The sequence below is a fragment of the Halorhodospira halochloris genome, assembly GCF_002356555.2.
GTDB lineage: Bacteria > Pseudomonadota > Gammaproteobacteria > Nitrococcales > Halorhodospiraceae > Halorhodospira > Halorhodospira halochloris.
Genome location: NZ_AP017372.2, coordinates 1104761 through 1120237 on the forward strand (window position 1 = coordinate 1104761; position 15477 = coordinate 1120237).

Below are 15477 nucleotides of genomic sequence, written 5' to 3' on the forward strand. Positions count from 1 at the left end.
GTAAGATCTGTGCCTCCTGCGCAGCTGCATATAGGGAACAACATCCGAAATGCGAACTCGCGTAAAAATTTGCGGAATCACTCGCCCGGAGGATGCTCGGGCAGCGGTAGAGGTCGGTGCCGATGCGATAGGTTTGGTGTTTTGCGATAGCAGTCCGCGCGCAGTAGATCTAGGCGAGGCGCGGGAGATAGTGGCAGAGGTACCAGCCTTTATCGCGATTGTCGGACTGTTCGTCGACCCCCGTCCCGGTTATGTCGAGGTCGCCCTTGATGAACTGCGCCTCGACACCCTGCAGTTTCATGGTAATGAGCCCCCCGAACGCTGCGCTAGTTATGGTCGTCGCTATATAAAGGCTGTCCCCATGGGTGGCGGGGTAGATCCACAGCACTATGTAGGGTGCTATGCCGGCGCCAGCGGCTTTGTTTTCGACAGCCATAAGCTTGGTGAGCGCGGTGGCAGTGGCCAGCTCTTCGATCACAATCAGCTGCCAGAGGGTGTGCAGGGTACAATTGTTGCCGGTGGCCTTCGGGCAGATAATGTAGCTGAGGTTATAAAACGCACTAGGCCGTTTGCAGTTGACGTCAGCAGTGGCGTTGAGCGACGGCCGGGGATCAAAGACCCGGAGCTTATGGCCCGGTTCCTGGCGGAGGTAGAGCGTGGCGATAGAGACCGAGATTAATCCCGAGGCTTCAGTGCACAGCGATGAGGGTCGTTTTGGCCGCTATGGCGGCCGGTTTGTCTCCGAGACCTTAATAGGCCCGCTGGAAGAGTTAACAGCCGCCTATGCCCAAGCAAAGCAGGACCCTCAATTCCATGCCGAAGTTGAGCGCGAATTAAGCTCCTTCGTAGGTCGCCCGACGCCACTCTATTTTGCGCAGAGGCTGACCGCTAACAGCGCCGGGGCGAAGATCTACTTAAAGCGTGAGGATCTTGCCCACACAGGTGCACATAAGATCAACAATACAGTTGGTCAGGCGGTGTTGGCAGCGCGCATGGGCAAAAGACGCATCATTGCCGAGACCGGGGCCGGTCAGCACGGGGTAGCAACGGCGACTGTGGCTGCGCGCTTGGGGTTAGAGTGCGTGGTTTACATGGGTGCTGATGACGTGCAGCGGCAAGCGGCTAACGTCTATCGCATGCGCCTGCTCGGCGCTGAAGTAAGGCCCGTTGAGGGGGGCACACGCACGCTTAAGGACGCCCTCAATGAGGCGATGCGCGATTGGGTGACCAATATCGACGATACTTTCTATATCATTGGTACTGTTGCGGGTCCCCACCCTTATCCTACCCTTGTGCGTGACCTGCAGCGGGTCATCGGCATTGAGGCGCGCGAGCAGATATGCGCCGCCGAGGGAGAGCTGCCTGCTGCTGTAGTCGCCTGTGTCGGTGGCGGGTCTAATGCCATCGGCATCTTTCACCCTTTCCTCGATGACCGTGGGGTCGAGCTCTATGGCGTCGAGGCCGGCGGCGAAGGTCTTGGTAGCGGCCGCCACGCCGCCCCGCTCAACGCTGGTCGCCCGGGAGTGTTGCACGGTTCGCGCAGCTACCTTATGGAATCGGCGGAGGGGCAAATTATTGGCACTCACTCTATCTCTGCCGGGCTTGACTATCCTGGTGTTGGGCCTGAGCACGCCTACCTTAAAGATATTGGTCGGGCCAACTATGTGACCATTGATGATGATGAGGCGATCGCTGCTTTTCATCGCTTGTGCCGCTGCGAGGGGATTATGCCGGCGTTGGAGAGCTCTCACGCCATAGCTTATGCTGAACAGTTGGCGGCCCGGCTCAGCCCGCAGCAGTCTATAGTGGTCAGCCTTTCGGGGCGGGGAGATAAGGATATAGCTACGGTAGCCGCACAGGAGGGCATAGAACTGTGAGTCGCATCAGCGAGCGTTTCCAGACTTGCCGCGAAGCAGGGCGCGCAGCACTAATCCCGTATATAACTGGCGGTGATCCAAGCCCTCAGCAGACGGTCGAGATTATGCATGGGCTAGTCGCCGGCGGGGCGGATATAATCGAGATCGGTGTCCCCTTCTCTGATCCCATGGCCGACGGGCCGGTTATCCAGGCTGCTTGCCTGCGGGCTTTGCAGGCTGGCACCTCGGTGCAGGATCTGTTTGCCGCCGTGCGGGAGTTTCGTCGCCAGGATACGCAGACTCCTGTCGTCTTTATGGGCTATGCCAACACTCTGGAGGCTATCGGTTATAAGAGTTATGTCGAGCAGGCCGCAGCTGCGGGTGTAGATGGCCTGTTAACGGTCGATCTGCCGCCGGATGAGGCGGGCGAGTTAACCGGGATAGCAGCCGAGGCGGGTGTTGAGTTGATCTATCTGGTTGCTCCGAATACCAGTGAGCAGCGTCTAGAGTACATCAGCAAGGCAGCCGGCGGGTTTATTTATGCGGTCGCTCTAAAGGGGGTTACCGGGGCTGCGAATCTTGATACTGATCTGGTCGCGGGGCAGGTTGCTGCTATCCGCAATGCTTCGCAGCTACCCGTTGCGGTCGGGTTTGGGGTGCGCGACCCGCAGGGTGCAGCGGCTGTGGCGCGGGTGGCAGATGGGGTTGTTGTCGGCAGCGCCCTCGTGCAGATGATCGCCGATTATGGCACTGCGCCTGATTTAGCCCAGCGCTTACAAGATGCTGCAGCTGCGCTGCGGCGCGGTATGGATGCAGCGACGCAGAGTGGAGGTAACGCATGAGTTGGTTCCAGAAGCTGATGCCGCGGCGTATTAGGACCCAGCCGGGGCCGCGCAGTCGCAGTGTTCCGGAGGGGCTGTGGACTAAGTGTGAATCCTGCCAGGGGATACTCTATAGGCCCGATCTGGAGCGCAACCTCGAGGTCTGCCCGAAGTGCTCTAGCCACATGCGCCTTAGTGCCCGCCGGCGCCTGAAGGTCTTCCTGGACGAGGGCAGTGATCCTGCCGAAATAGCCGCCGATCTACAGCCGGTTGACTTTTTGCGTTTTCGCGACAGTAAGCGGTATAAGGATCGCCTTGCTCAGGCGCAGAAACAGACCGGCGAGAAAGAGGCCTTTATCGCCATGCACGGGCGCCTGCAGGGCATGCCGGTGGTGGCGGCGGCTTTTGAGTTCTCCTTTATGGGCGGTTCGATGGGAACCGTGGTCGGCGAGCGCTTTTGCCGGGCTGCGGAGTTGGCCCGCACGCAGCGCATCCCGCTGATTTGCTTCTCTGCCTCGGGCGGGGCGCGGATGCAGGAGGCGCTCTTTTCGCTGATGCAGATGGCCAAGACCTCGGCCGCTATAAGCCGGCTCAATGAAGATCGTATCCCCTACATCTCGGTGTTGACCGATCCGACTATGGGCGGGGTTTCGGCCAGCTTAGCCACCCTCGGCGATATTATAATCGCCGAGCCAGGGGCGCTTATCGGTTTTGCTGGTCCTCGGGTAATCGAGCAGACTGTGCGTGAGACCCTGCCCGAAGGCTTCCAGCGGGCTGAATTCCTGCTCGAGCATGGCGCTATTGATCGCATCGTTGATCGGCGCCATATGCGCGATGATATAGCCTCTCTGGTGGCTAAACTCGGCCGTCTTGATGCACCCATGCGTCCGCTATGCGTGCAGTCCGACTAGGCCTACAGGCATTAGATGGCTCGCCAGGTTCAGTATAACGGTAACACCTCGACCCCCTCGGTCGCTTTGGTTGGGGGCGGCTTGCCCACCGATCTCGAGTCCTGGCTGCAGCTACTTGAGCGAGCCCATCCGCAGGAGATCGACCTGGGGTTGGAGCGAGTCGCAGCAGTAGCGCAGCACTTGAGCGAGAGGCCAGGAACGCTCGTGGGCGCTGCGGACGGCATTACAAGCCCAAATGCTGAGGTGGTTACCATTGCCGGCACCAATGGTAAGGGCAGTGTTGCCGCAATGGTTGCGGCGCTAGCGCAGAGTGCCGGTTATCGCGTAGGCCTGTATAGCTCGCCGCATTTTAGTCGTTTTAACGAGCGGGTTAAGGTTGCCGGTTTTGAGGCTGACGATGAAACGCTGATTGGTGCCCTGCGCCGGGTAGAACTGGCGCGGCAGGCCGCCGGCGTTTCGCTGACCTATTTCGAGCACACGACCCTGGCCGCCTTTGTGGTCTTCGCCGAATCCGACTGTGATCTGTGGGTGTTGGAGGTAGGGCTAGGTGGCCGCCTGGATGCGGTCAATCTAATTGATGCTGATGTTGCGGTGGTGACCAGGATAGCCCATGATCATGCTGAGTGGCTGGGCAACGATTTGGCTAGTATAGCGCGCGAGAAGGCGGGCATATTCAGATCACATAAAGCAGCTGTTATCGGCCAGGCAGACGCCCCGGATGAGTTATCTAGTATTGCGCAGAGCCTGGCTGCCGAGCCGATTTGGCAAGCGGGCAAAGATTATCATTGGTCTGCATTTTCCAGCTCTGAGTGGCACTGGAACTCGGGCTCGATCAGCCTACCGGGGCTCTCTTATCCGAGTATCCCGGGCCCTGCAGCCCTGAGTAATGCTGCTACCGCGCTGGCTGCTTTCCAGCAACTCTCCCGAGCCGGTTTAATCAGCGCGGCGGAAATAAGTGCGGCCCTCAGTCAGGTGAAGGTAATTGGGCGCTTGCAGCTGTTAGAATACTCTGGCACGCAGTGGTTATACGACGTAGCGCATAATGCTGATGGAGCGGCCGAGTTGGCTAGGGTGTTAAGCAGCTTACCGCGAGCCAACGAGTGCCACGCATTATTGGCTGTCGCCCGGCACAAAGAGGCAGAGGGTTTGATTGCCGCAACGGCCGATCAAGTAGACTATTGGCATTTACCATCAATGGATGATGAGCAAATGATCGCCGCTGTTGAGTTGGCGGGGCATGTCCGCAATCATAGGGGTACTATAGCCTCTTGCGGTGCAGACTTGCAGAGCACACTAGCTGGAATTGAGCGCGGAGTCAGGCACGGCGGCAGCAGAGTTGTTGTGTTTGGCTCCTTCCGTACGGTGACAGCTGTACAACAGCAACAGGGGTGGGGGTGAGCCCTATGGATTCGACTACCAAACGCCAATTGGTCGGCGCAGCAGTTATTGTCGCCCTGGCGGTTATCTTTTTGCCGATGTTCTTTTCTTCTCCGCAGGAGCGTGAGCAGGTTGATGTGCCGCTTGAGGTGCCGCCACGCGCAGATAGTCCAGAAGCCGATCGCGAGCCTCAGCTAGTCGATCCAGATGATGATATGTCTGATTTGGATGATCATGATTTGGCTGACGCAGTTAACGACGATCGGGATAACAGCGAGGCTGCCGCCAATAGCGACAGCGAGCCTGAAGAGGTGGCGAATGGGGATATAGAAGGCGTACCTATTGAGGAAGGCGCTTTTGCTGTGCAGGTGGGCAGCTTCAGAGACCAGGATAACGCTTACGGATTCCGCGATCAGGTTCGCGATATGGGCATGCCGGCCTATGTTGATCGCTCCGATGTCGATGGCTCGGCCGTATATAGAGTTAGGCTGGGCCCGGTCATGGAGCGGGATCGAGCCGATGAAATGCTGGAACAAGCGAGAACTGAACTGGAAATAGATGGATGGGTGATTTCGCTATGAGTTGGCCGGATATTGTGATTATCGCGATTGTGGCGCTTTCGGCCGGGTTTGGTCTGATTCGTGGCTTTGTCCGTGAAGTGGCTGCCTTGCTGGTTTGGGTGCTTGCCTTCATCGTGAGTGTACAGCAAGCAGGCGTTGTCTCAACTTACCTCGAGGGTATAACTGAATCTCCTACGATTCAGCTTGCACTCGCGTTCATCCTCTTGTTTGTCGGCATAGTCGTTGTCGGCTCCTTGGCTACCCGCTTTTTGGTCAAATTGGTCAGCGTCAGTGGGTTGGGCGGGACTGATCGGATGCTGGGGATCCTGTTTGGTGCTGTCCGCGGCACAGTTATAGTGGCCTTAGCGGTATTGCTGGCCGGTTTGACCCCCATCGCTGAAGAACAGGCCTGGGAGGAGTCAACGGCACTGAATAGTGTTAAGCCGCTGATCTGTCGTGCTGGGGCCGATGGCTGGTTGGCTGATATAAGCGCTCGTGTCGGCTTGGGGGAAAACGGCGGCGCTGCGCCTTTTGATGCCGAGATGCCGGCATATTGGACTGAGTATTGCGCTAAGGCCAATCCTGATGCTTTGCCCGAGGGCGTGGTTGACGATTTATTGGACGGTGTGTCTGGTGAAGATCTGCCCGACGCCGTGCGCGAGCATATTCCGGATAGGGACGATTAATCAAAATAGCTGGCTGGATGTGGAGGTAGCAGCGGATAATGTGTGGCGTAATCGGGATGGTTGCCAATGGAGCTGTCAATCAGGAACTCTATGAGGGATTGACGGTTCTGCAACACCGCGGTCAGGATGCAGCTGGAATAATCACTTACGATGAAGGACAGCTGAATCTGCGCAAAAGCAATGGGCTGGTAAGGGACGTCTTTCGAACCAGGCACATGCTACGCCTGACTGGCAATATGGGGATAGGGCATGTGCGTTACCCTACCGCCGGATGCGAGAGTTCTGCCGAAGCGCAGCCTTTTTACGTCAATTCGCCGTACGGTATCTCCCTGGCCCATAATGGCAATCTGACGAATGCCGAAGACCTGAAAGAGGAACTATTTCGCGAAGATAGGCGACATATAAATACTAATTCCGATTCTGAGGTGCTGCTTAATGTTTTTGCCCATGAGCTAGGCGCAAAGCAGAAATTTCGCCTCGAGCCGGAAGATATTTTCGACTCCGTAAGCGCTGTCCATAAGCGTTGCCATGGCGCCTATTCTGCAGTGGCCATGATTAATGGCCATGGAATACTGGCTTTCCGCGATCCCTATGGTATCCGACCGTTGTGTTTTGGTAAGCGCGCTACTGAGCAGGGTAGCGATTATATTGTGGCTTCAGAGAGCGTAGCCATGGATATGCTCGGCTTCGAGCTTATCCGCGAGATCGCCCCTGGTGAGGCGGTATTTATCAGCATGGATGGTGAGTGTTTTACGCAGCAATGCGCTGAATCAACGATAAGTTCGCCGTGTGTATTTGAATACGTCTACCTCTCCCGCCCTGATTCTATAGTCGACGGTGTGGCGGTCCATAAGGCAAGGTTGCGGATGGGGGAGAGGTTGGCGGCGAAGATTAGAACGGCTTGGCCAGATACCGATATTGACGTGATCATCCCTATACCCGATACCAGTAGAACGGTTGCAATGCAGCTTGCCTACGAGCTCGGAGTTGAGTGCCGGGAAGGTTTTATTAAAAACCGCTATGTCGGCAGGACCTTCATAATGCCGGGACAGAAGGCGCGCAAGAAGTCGGTACGCCAAAAGCTTAACCCCATACCGCTGGAGTTTGAGGGCAAAAAGGTCATGCTCGTCGATGACTCTGTGGTGCGTGGCACGACCTCACAGCAGTTGGTTCAGCTCGCCCGCGAATCCGGAGCGCAGCAGGTCTATTTCGCCTCGGCGGCACCCCCGGTGCGTTATCCCAACGTCTATGGCATAGATATGCCTAATGCCACTGAATTATTGGCATACGATCGCGATGAGGAGCAGATTACTGCTGCGATCGGTGCAGACCGGATGGTTTATCAAGACATTGAGGATTTGCGAGCAGCGGTAATGGCTGGCAATGATCAGTTGACGCGCCTCGACTGTTCTTGCTTCGACGGTGAGTATATCACCGGGGATGTGAGTGAGGAGTTTCTTTACGGCCTCTCGGTAGCCCGTTGCGACGCGGCAAAGGAAAAATCGCGTCACGAGGAAAATCTTGAGACGGTCGATGTCCATAACCACGACTGAAAAAGACGCAGATAATCAATTGGATAGCGATGGAGAAGATGAGCCGCTGCGGGGGTTCGGCTCTCGGGCGATAAGAGCTGGCCAGAGCTGGGGCTGCGAGCAGGAAAATAGCGAGCCTATCTATACCACTTCCAGCTTTCGCTTTACCAGCGCCAGTGAAGCGGCAGCGCGGTTTGCTGGCGAGCAGCCGGGTAACGTCTATTCTCGCTTCACCAACCCCACGGTAGATACCTTTTGTCAAAGACTAGCTGCCCTGGAGGGCGGGGAGGCGGCGGTCGGCACTGCCTCAGGCATGTCGGCAGTTCTTGCTACCACCATGGGGCTGCTTTCGGCTGGTGATCATATAGTAGCCTCAAAGACCCTGTTTGGAACGACACTCTCCCTGTTTACTAATCATCTGCCGCGCTTTGGCATTGAAGTCAGCTGGGTGCCGCTGACTGACGAGCAGGCCTGGCGCGAGGCGCTGCGTCCTGATACTAGGATGCTTTTTGCTGAGACACCCTCCAATCCGCTCAATGATGTTGTCGATATTGCTAGTCTAGCCGGGATTGCGCACGATGCAGGGGCACTGCTTGTCGTCGATAACTGTTTTTGCACACCTGCTCTGCAGCGGCCACTCGAGCACGGCGCCGATCTTGTGGTTCACTCGGCAACCAAGTATCTCGACGGTCAGGGGCGCTGTGTCGGAGGGGCGGTGGTTGGTGATCAGCAGCTGGTAGGAGAGCAGATCCACGGCTTTATCCGGACTGCCGGGCCGAGTATGAGTCCGTTTAATGCCTGGGTCTTCCTCAAGGGTTTAGAGACGCTAGCCCTGCGTATGCAGGCGCACTGCGAGCGTGCTCAACAGGTTGCTGAGTGGCTGCAGTCTTGCTCGCGGGTAAATAAGGTCTATTATGCCGGGTTGCCTGACCATCCGGCCCATGAGCTAGCGCGACGCCAGCAGGATGGCTATGGCGGTATAGTCGCCTTCGAGGTCGATGGCGGTCGCTCGGCGGCCTGGCAAGTTATCGATGCGACCAGGATGCTCTCGATAACCGCCAACCTCGGCGATGCCAAAAGCACTATCACCCATCCGGCGACCACTACTCACGGCACAATCAGCGAGGAGCAGCGCCAAGCGGCCGGGATCAGCGAGGGGTTGGTGCGTGTCTCGGTCGGCCTGGAGGATGCTGAGGATATCATAGCTGATATCGGGCGCGGCTTAACCTGCCTTTAGTAGCCTGCCTTGAGGAAACTCTAAAAATCCCCTAGGCACCAGCCATTAGCTGCCCAGTGTGGAGGTCTTGGCGCCAGGGATGGCGCCATGAAGCCTCCAGGGAAGGATTCACGGCGTCCTCCACACCGGGATGCTAAAGGTTGGGGTGCCAGGCGGATTTTTAAATATTCCCCAGAAGGGGGGGGGTGATTACCACCCCGTTTGGTTGGCTGCTCATCGGGCGATTAGCAGTCACACCCTACTTATGGTCTGTAATAAACCGTTGTGTACCTTGGAGCTGCCGGCAACTATGTTACCGTTTTCGAGGTAGGCGTGTTCGCCGTCGAGGTCGGTTACAGTGCCGCCGGCCTCGGTTATGAGCAGTGCCCCGGCGGCTATATCCCAGGCCTTGAGGCCGAGTTCAAAGAAGCCGTCGAGCCTGCCCGCGGCGACGTAGGCAAGATCGAGAGAGGCCGCTCCGGCCCGGCGCATATCCTCGGCCTGCTCGGCAACTGCCCCGAACATGCGCAGATAGCGCTGCATCAGATCCGGCTGTTTGAATGGGAAACCAGTGCCTACCAGGCTGCCTCTGAGTCCGGGGCGCTGAGTTACCCGAATTCGGCGTCCATCAAGCTGCGCGCCGTTGCCGCGCGAAGCGGTGAATAGCTCTTGTCGCAGCGGGTCGTAGATAACCGCGGCCTCCAGCTGACCGCGTCGTTGTACAGCTATGGAGATGCCGACCTGCGGAAACCCATGGACAAAATTAGCCGTGCCATCAAGGGGGTCGATGATCCAGGTATATTCGGCTTGGGTCCGGGAGTTTTTCTGATGAGTACCGCTCTCCTCGGCAATTATCGCATGATGCGGATAGGCGCGGGTGAGGGTGTCGATAATGACCTGCTCGGCTTGACGGTCAACCTCGGTGACAAAATCATAACGCCCCTTCTCCTCGACCTTGACTCGGTCGATGCGGTCGATGCTGCGGGTAATGACATTGCCGGCGGAACGGGCTGCCCGTACCGCGATGTTCACCATTGGATGCATGGGGATCTCCTTCGCTAGATGGGCGTATGATATCAACAGAAGTGATAAGATTCACGGGCAAAGCATAAGCCCTGCGGTAGAGTATTGGCTTGACTATATAGAGGTAAGTTTGAATCCGGATAAGATTCGCATAGTCCTGGTGGGCACCAGTCACCCGGGTAACATAGGCGCTACGGCGAGGGCGATGCGCACCATGGGCCTAGAGCGCCTGGCGCTGGTCGAGCCGCAGTGTGACCCGCTGGGTGAAGAGGCGATTGCGCGGGCAACTAGTGCCGAAGATGTCCTTCGTCAAGCCAGCGTGCATGATGAGCTTGGTGCAGCGCTGAGTGGGTGCCGCTTGGTCTACGGTCTATCCGCTCGGCCGCGGGCAGAAAATTACCGTGTCAGCGATCTCCGCACGGCGGTGAGCGAGGCTATGGGCGAGGGCGATGCTGAACAGGCTTGGGTCTTTGGCCGGGAGCGGACCGGGTTGAGCAACTTAGAGCTCGATCGTTGCCACGCACTGGTGCATATACCCGCCGATCCGCAGTACAGCTCACTCAATCTTGCTCAGTCGGTACAGCTTGTGGCTTGGGAGCTGCGCATGGCTATGGCTAGCGCATCGCCCATTGTGTGTGCTGAGGAGCCGCCGGCGGGGGTCGATACTCTGGAGCGTTTCTTTGCTCATCTCGAGCAGACGGCAACGGCCGTGGGTTTTCTCCAGCGACAGAATCCCGAACTGACTATGCGTCGGCTGCGCAATATCTTTCGGCGGGCGCGGCCTAGCGCTGATGAGGTGCGGATGCTCCGCGGCTTGCTTAGCCATGTGCTCGATCAGCGGCGATGGTTATGAGTCTTTTATGGGCGTCTCGAAAGGCTTCCCTGAGCCAATTTGTTGTCTTGTGTGGAGGACGCCGTGGATCCATCCCTTGAGGCTTCATGGTGCTAGCCCTGGCGTCCATACCTGCACACCGAGACAAGCGATTGGCTCAGGGAAGCCTTTCGAGACGCCTGTTGCGTGCGAATATGTAAGCTAGTATCGACAGATGAAGAGGTAACGATGTTACAACGCCTGCGTGAGGATATCCGCTGTGTTATGGAGCGGGACCCTGCGGCTCGCAATGCCTTTGATGTCATAACAACCTATCCCGGGTTCCATGCCCTGGTTTTACATCGTTGCGCGGGCCTCTTATGGCGCTGGCGACTACGCTGGTTGGCTCGCGTGCTGGGCCTAATCAATCGCTGGTTGACGGGGATCGAAATCCATCCCGGGGCACGGATTGGCCGCAGGTTTTTCATTGATCACGGTATGGGCGTCGTCATCGGGGAGACGGCAGATGTTGGCGATGATGTGACCCTCTATCACGGCGTTACCCTGGGCGGCACGAGTTGGCAGTCGGGTAAGCGTCACCCGACCTTGGGTAATGATGTGGTGATCGGTGCCGGTGCCAAGCTGCTCGGGCCTATTCGGGTCGGAAGCGGAGCTCGGGTTGGTTCTAACGCTGTGGTGTTAAAAGATGTCCCGGAAGGGGCGACTATGGTGGGTATACCGGCACGCCAAGCTGGTGAGATAAAACAAGAGCGCAGTCGGCGCGAGAAGGTGGCGCAACGCATCGGCTTTGATGCCTACGGTACCACCGAGATGCCTGATCCAGTCGCTCAGGCGGTCGATGCCATGCTTGATCATATCCATGTTACTGACCGGCGCATTGAGGAGCTTTGCTGTGCCGTCAAAGAGCTCGGCGGAGATGTCGAGCAGACTTGCGTGCCCGATTTGAAAGTCGGTACACGCGAGTCGGGTGCTGGAGAGTATGAGGATAAGCGAGATTGAGCGGGTGGCTGTGCCTAAGTGAATCCTTAAAAAAGTTCGTGCCCCCCGTCTTCGAGTAGCCCCTAAAAATGCTCTCCAAAATTACCCCCGGAGCAACTCAACTGCCCCGGTGTGGAGGTCTTGGCGCCAAGGATGGCGCCATGAAGCCTCCAGGGAAGGATTCACGGCGTCCTCCACACCGGGGCAGTTGGCAGTTGAGTGGCTCCGGAGGGAATTTTTAGAGGCGAGCTCTATGGGCTTTACGCTAACCCCCGCAGTTGTTCTGTGATGGCGCAGCGTTGTATAATGCACAGTTATCCAAGCCGCCGCAGCTTGTTGATGCTGCGGCTTTTTTGTGGTTAGAGAAATCTTTGGCAAGTTTGACTTGAATTGCTATATTTTGAGGAGAGGCTAGATGACGTCAGAAAGAACCCTTTCGATTATCAAACCAGATGCGGTAGCCAAAAACGTTATTGGTGAGATTCTGGCGCGATTTGAGCGCGCTGGCCTGCGCATTGTGGCAGCAAAGATGGTCCATTTGGGTCAACAGGAGGCGGAGAGTTTCTACGCCGTTCACCGCGAAAGGCCTTTTTTCAACGATTTGGTTGGGTTCATGACCTCAGGCCCGATTATGGTGCAGGTCCTCGAAGGGGAACAGGCAATCCGAAAAAATCGTGAGATCATGGGCGAGACTAATCCCCAGGAAGCCAGCGCCGGATCTATTCGCCACGATTTTGCTGAAAATATAGATGCGAATGCCGTGCACGGTTCGGATAGCCCGGAAACTGCCAAGCAAGAGATCGAGTTCTTCTTCAAGGCCGATGAAATCTGCTCACGCTGAACATGATCAGCTCCATGCCGCTAAGGATGCCGGGCCGGTAGAGCTATTAGGGCTTGATCGGCCGCGTTTAGCGGCATTTTTCGAGGCGCTGGGAGAGAAACGTTTCCGTGCCCGGCAAATGATGCAATGGCTCCATCAGCGTCGGGTTTATGATTTCGAGGCCATGACCGATCTGAGTAAGGCTTTGCGCGCGAAGCTTGCGAAGCAGGCCATAGTAGCGCTGCCGCAGATAGCCAGCGAAAGCATCTCTGCCGATGGTACCCGCAAGTGGGTGGTGCGCCTTGCCGACGGCCATAGTGTTGAGATGGTTTATATACCGGAGCCTAAGCGTGGCACACTGTGTGTCTCGTCGCAGGTGGGTTGCCCGATGGGCTGCCGCTTTTGTGCTACCGGTGACGGTGGCTTTGCCCGTAATTTGAGCGCTGCGGAGATTGTCGGGCAGTTACACTTGGCCACTGAGAAGCTCGGTGATGGGGCCATTACTAATGTTGTGTTTATGGGCATGGGTGAGCCGCTGCTCAATTTTGACCCGGTCATTTCGGCTTCTCGTGTCTTTACCGATGACTTCGGTTTCGTCATTTCTAAGCGACGGGTCACCATTTCCACCTCCGGTATTGTTCGGGCAATTAAAAGACTGCGTGGCCTGACCGAGGTTAGTCTAGCTGTTTCGCTGCATGCCCCAAATAACGAGCTACGCAATAAAATTGTGCCGCTGAATCGTAAACATCCGCTGGAGAAACTCTTGCCAGCTTGTCATGAATATATAAGTGATAAGCCGCACCGGCGTATTACTTGGGAATATGTAGTGCTGGCCGGAGTGAATGATGCAGATGAACATGCTCGGGAGTTGGCTGCTCGTTTGCGCGATATACCATCCAAAATTAATCTGATACCATTTAATCCATACCCCGGGGCAAGGTTTTCGCGTCCCTCTATGAACAGGGTAAACAGATTTGCTGATCTGCTCTTGGAGCGCAATCTTACCGCTACTATCAGGGACAGTCGGGGCGATGATATACAAGGAGCGTGCGGACAACTGGTAGGCGAGGTAAGGGATGCTCAGCCCAGCAAACTGGTAGCATATCAGTGACTCGACTGCTGCAATTGAGTTTTGTGCTATTGCTGGCCGCTTGCGCTAGTGGTGGCGGGAGCGGGGTTCCGCAGCCGGAAAAGGCAGCAGATAGCCATGCCGGGGCAGGCCTTTATCTTATCGGGGTGGGCCGGTTCAGTGAGGCGCGAGAGCGCCTTGAGCGTGCCCTAGAGCTGGATCCTCAGCATCCCCAGGCTACAGCCGGCATGGGTCTGGTAGCCGAGGGGGTGGGTGATTTGGATCGGGCAGTAGAGTATCACCGGGCTGCGGTCGGTTTGGTCGAAGAAGCCGGGTCTGACCAAGGGCGAGGACCAATACTCAATAACCTGGGCAGGGTGCTCTGTCGCCTAGATCAGGTTGATGAGGCCTTACAAGAGTTGGAGAGTGCTGCAGGTATAACGGGTTACCCGTCTCGCCATGTCCCTTTAACCAATGCGGCCCGATGTGCACTAGGGGCCGGGCGCCTTGAGGAGGCTGGCGAATTTGTCGATTCTGCATTGGCGCATGTGCAGGAGTTCGCCCCGGCCTTGTTGGTGCGGGCTGAATTGCGCTTCGAGCAGGAGCGCTTCGCTGCGGCCGCTGAGGATCTTGATAGGGTGAGAGAGCTCGACCGGTCGCCGCGCTCTCTTTACTTTTCGGCGCGGGTGGCCGAAGAGTTGGGACAGTCAGAGGCTGCAGAGGCGTTCTCAGATGAGTTAAGCGAGCGCTTCCCGCAGTCTGATTATGTCGGGCGGCTCAAAGCCAATGAAGGGGGCACGCCATGAGCGAGCATGATCAAAGTAATGACCCGGGTCAACAGCTGCGACGGGCGCGAGAAGCACAAGGGCTGACAACCAGGGCAGTTGCGGCAAGCCTGAATCTTTCGGCTGGGGTGATAGAGGCGTTAGAGGCAGGCGATGAATCCCGGTTGCCGCCGTCGACCTTCGTTAAGGGTTATCTACGCGGCTATGCTCGTCTGGTTGGGCTAGATGAAAACGAAATAGTTGCCGCATATAGCCGCACTGGGGAGCCTTCTTCACCGGCTATTGGCAATTCGGATCCAAAACCCCGCTCTGAAACATCTGCAACGCCTGAAGATAGTTACTCTGCACCGGTAGAAGAAAAGACCACAGTAGGGACTCAGCGGGTTAGTGAGTCAGTGGCAGGTGAGGCTAATCAAGGGGGGGGTGCCGAGCGTGCGGATGTGGATCAGGGCGATACCGGCTCAGCGGCGTCGGAGTCTAGTTATGCTGAGGGTAAGAGAACCAGCGGTGGCAAGAAGCTGATTGCCGCCTTTGCATTGGGGGGGGTGGCCCTCGTGTTGCTGGTGATTGGCGGAACCTGGCTGGTTTTAGTTGAGCGTGAAGATGACTACGAGCAACAGGATGTGGCTGAGGAGCTTACAGATGATCCGCCGGAGGAAGAGCGCCAGACAGAAGCCCTGGCAGAGGAACTAGCAGCGGCCGATGCTGTCCCCGATATCGAGGCCGAGCAGGATGAGCTTGAGGAAGAAGCGCGCGATCCAGGTCTTGTGGTAAGGGTTGCTGAGGGAGAAGATGCATGGATGGAGATCCATGCTGACGGTGATCGGCAGGTATTTAGATTGGTTCAAGGTCCAGAGACGCTGGAGCTTGATGAGGCAGATGAGTACAACATTGTCATTGGCAACGCCCCTGCGGTTGAGATTGAGCACTTTGGGGAAGATTTTGATTTGGCTCCATTTACTAGACAGGATGTAGCACGTTTGACTCTGACCAGAGATTAGCAAGGGAGTA

General features: G+C 56.9%; 16 protein-coding genes. 15 read left to right on the forward strand and 1 reads right to left on the reverse strand.

The window, feature by feature from the left end:
* Positions 1-49: 49 nt before the first annotated feature.
* From HH1059_RS05105 to HH1059_RS05145, 9 genes are read left to right on the forward strand one after another with little or no spacing between them, the layout of a single operon-like run.
* Entirely contained in the window at positions 50-679 is a 630-nt protein-coding gene (locus tag HH1059_RS05105; RefSeq protein WP_096408991.1) for a phosphoribosylanthranilate isomerase, read from the forward strand.
* Positions 657-1877 carry a tryptophan synthase subunit beta gene (trpB, locus tag HH1059_RS05110; RefSeq protein ID WP_231902030.1) on the forward strand — a complete coding sequence of 407 codons (1221 nt, stop codon included), beginning with the start codon at positions 657-659 and terminating at the stop codon, positions 1875-1877. Before HH1059_RS05105 ends, trpB begins: the two co-directional genes overlap by 23 nt.
* Positions 1874-2698, forward strand: a complete 825-nt coding sequence (gene trpA / locus HH1059_RS05115) for a tryptophan synthase subunit alpha (RefSeq protein WP_096408993.1) — start codon at positions 1874-1876, stop codon at positions 2696-2698. Before trpB ends, trpA begins: the two co-directional genes overlap by 4 nt.
* Complete coding sequence (gene accD / locus HH1059_RS05120) at positions 2695-3588, forward strand: acetyl-CoA carboxylase, carboxyltransferase subunit beta (RefSeq protein WP_096408994.1); 894 nt, start codon at positions 2695-2697, stop codon at positions 3586-3588. The genes trpA and accD overlap by 4 nt, the downstream gene beginning before the upstream one ends.
* Before the next feature lie 15 nt (positions 3589-3603).
* A complete protein-coding gene (locus HH1059_RS05125) occupies positions 3604-4986 on the forward strand; it encodes a bifunctional folylpolyglutamate synthase/dihydrofolate synthase (RefSeq protein WP_096408996.1) in 1383 nt (460 codons plus the stop codon).
* Positions 4987-4991: 5 nt separating this feature from the next.
* Positions 4992-5546 carry an SPOR domain-containing protein gene (locus tag HH1059_RS05130; protein ID WP_096408997.1) on the forward strand — a complete coding sequence of 185 codons (555 nt, stop codon included), beginning with the start codon at positions 4992-4994 and terminating at the stop codon, positions 5544-5546.
* The gene (locus HH1059_RS05135; protein ID WP_231902031.1) at positions 5528-6211 is read left to right on the forward strand and encodes a CvpA family protein; all 684 of its coding nucleotides are present in this window, start codon (positions 5528-5530) and stop codon (positions 6209-6211) included. The genes HH1059_RS05130 and HH1059_RS05135 overlap by 19 nt, the downstream gene beginning before the upstream one ends.
* A gap of 38 nt (positions 6212-6249) precedes the next feature.
* The gene (purF, locus tag HH1059_RS05140; RefSeq protein ID WP_096408999.1) at positions 6250-7764 is read left to right on the forward strand and encodes an amidophosphoribosyltransferase; all 1515 of its coding nucleotides are present in this window, start codon (positions 6250-6252) and stop codon (positions 7762-7764) included.
* Entirely contained in the window at positions 7745-8980 is a 1236-nt protein-coding gene (locus tag HH1059_RS05145; RefSeq protein WP_096409000.1) for an O-succinylhomoserine sulfhydrylase, read from the forward strand. Before purF ends, HH1059_RS05145 begins: the two co-directional genes overlap by 20 nt.
* A gap of 231 nt (positions 8981-9211) precedes the next feature.
* On the opposite strand, the gene HH1059_RS05150 is transcribed toward HH1059_RS05145, so the two are convergent.
* The gene (locus HH1059_RS05150; RefSeq protein ID WP_096409002.1) at positions 9212-10003 is read right to left on the reverse strand and encodes an inositol monophosphatase family protein; all 792 of its coding nucleotides are present in this window, start codon (positions 10001-10003) and stop codon (positions 9212-9214) included.
* 109 nt (positions 10004-10112) lie between these two features.
* Here HH1059_RS05150 and HH1059_RS05155 point away from each other — a divergent pair, with 109 nt between their 5' ends.
* From HH1059_RS05155 to HH1059_RS05180, 6 genes are all read left to right on the forward strand, one after another.
* The gene (locus HH1059_RS05155; RefSeq protein WP_096410348.1) at positions 10113-10835 is read left to right on the forward strand and encodes an RNA methyltransferase; all 723 of its coding nucleotides are present in this window, start codon (positions 10113-10115) and stop codon (positions 10833-10835) included.
* Positions 10836-11042: 207 nt separating this feature from the next.
* Positions 11043-11813: a serine O-acetyltransferase gene (cysE, locus tag HH1059_RS05160; protein ID WP_096409003.1), complete on the forward strand. Its 771-nt coding sequence runs from the start codon at positions 11043-11045 to the stop codon at positions 11811-11813.
* 394 nt (positions 11814-12207) lie between these two features.
* The gene (ndk, locus tag HH1059_RS05165) at positions 12208-12633 is read left to right on the forward strand and encodes a nucleoside-diphosphate kinase (protein WP_096409005.1); all 426 of its coding nucleotides are present in this window, start codon (positions 12208-12210) and stop codon (positions 12631-12633) included.
* Positions 12614-13723: a dual-specificity RNA methyltransferase RlmN gene (rlmN, locus tag HH1059_RS05170; RefSeq protein ID WP_096409006.1), complete on the forward strand. Its 1110-nt coding sequence runs from the start codon at positions 12614-12616 to the stop codon at positions 13721-13723. Before ndk ends, rlmN begins: the two co-directional genes overlap by 20 nt.
* Positions 13720-14487: a tetratricopeptide repeat protein gene (locus tag HH1059_RS05175; protein WP_162549373.1), complete on the forward strand. Its 768-nt coding sequence runs from the start codon at positions 13720-13722 to the stop codon at positions 14485-14487. Before rlmN ends, HH1059_RS05175 begins: the two co-directional genes overlap by 4 nt.
* Complete coding sequence (locus tag HH1059_RS05180) at positions 14484-15467, forward strand: helix-turn-helix domain-containing protein (RefSeq protein ID WP_096409007.1); 984 nt, start codon at positions 14484-14486, stop codon at positions 15465-15467. The genes HH1059_RS05175 and HH1059_RS05180 overlap by 4 nt, the downstream gene beginning before the upstream one ends.
* Positions 15468-15477 lie beyond the last annotated feature (10 nt).

Excerpts from the sequence above, each read along its gene's own strand:
- HH1059_RS05150 (WP_096409002.1), bottom strand. The coding sequence starts at position 10,003 with ATGCATCCAATGGTGAACATCGCGGTACGGGCAGCCCGTTCCGCCGGC.
- HH1059_RS05135 (WP_231902031.1), top strand. The coding sequence starts at position 5,528 with ATGGGTGATTTCGCTATGAGTTGGCCGGATATTGTGATTATCGCGATT.
- cysE (WP_096409003.1), top strand. The coding sequence starts at position 11,043 with ATGTTACAACGCCTGCGTGAGGATATCCGCTGTGTTATGGAGCGGGAC.
- purF (WP_096408999.1), top strand. The coding sequence starts at position 6,250 with ATGTGTGGCGTAATCGGGATGGTTGCCAATGGAGCTGTCAATCAGGAA.
- rlmN (WP_096409006.1), top strand. The coding sequence starts at position 12,614 with ATGAAATCTGCTCACGCTGAACATGATCAGCTCCATGCCGCTAAGGAT.
- HH1059_RS05125 (WP_096408996.1), top strand. The coding sequence starts at position 3,604 with ATGGCTCGCCAGGTTCAGTATAACGGTAACACCTCGACCCCCTCGGTC.
- HH1059_RS05105 (WP_096408991.1), top strand. The coding sequence starts at position 50 with ATGCGAACTCGCGTAAAAATTTGCGGAATCACTCGCCCGGAGGATGCT.
- HH1059_RS05130 (WP_096408997.1), top strand. The coding sequence starts at position 4,992 with ATGGATTCGACTACCAAACGCCAATTGGTCGGCGCAGCAGTTATTGTC.
- HH1059_RS05180 (WP_096409007.1), top strand. The coding sequence starts at position 14,484 with ATGAGCGAGCATGATCAAAGTAATGACCCGGGTCAACAGCTGCGACGG.
- HH1059_RS05145 (WP_096409000.1), top strand. The coding sequence starts at position 7,745 with ATGTCCATAACCACGACTGAAAAAGACGCAGATAATCAATTGGATAGC.
- accD (WP_096408994.1), top strand. The coding sequence starts at position 2,695 with ATGAGTTGGTTCCAGAAGCTGATGCCGCGGCGTATTAGGACCCAGCCG.
- ndk (WP_096409005.1), top strand. The coding sequence starts at position 12,208 with ATGACGTCAGAAAGAACCCTTTCGATTATCAAACCAGATGCGGTAGCC.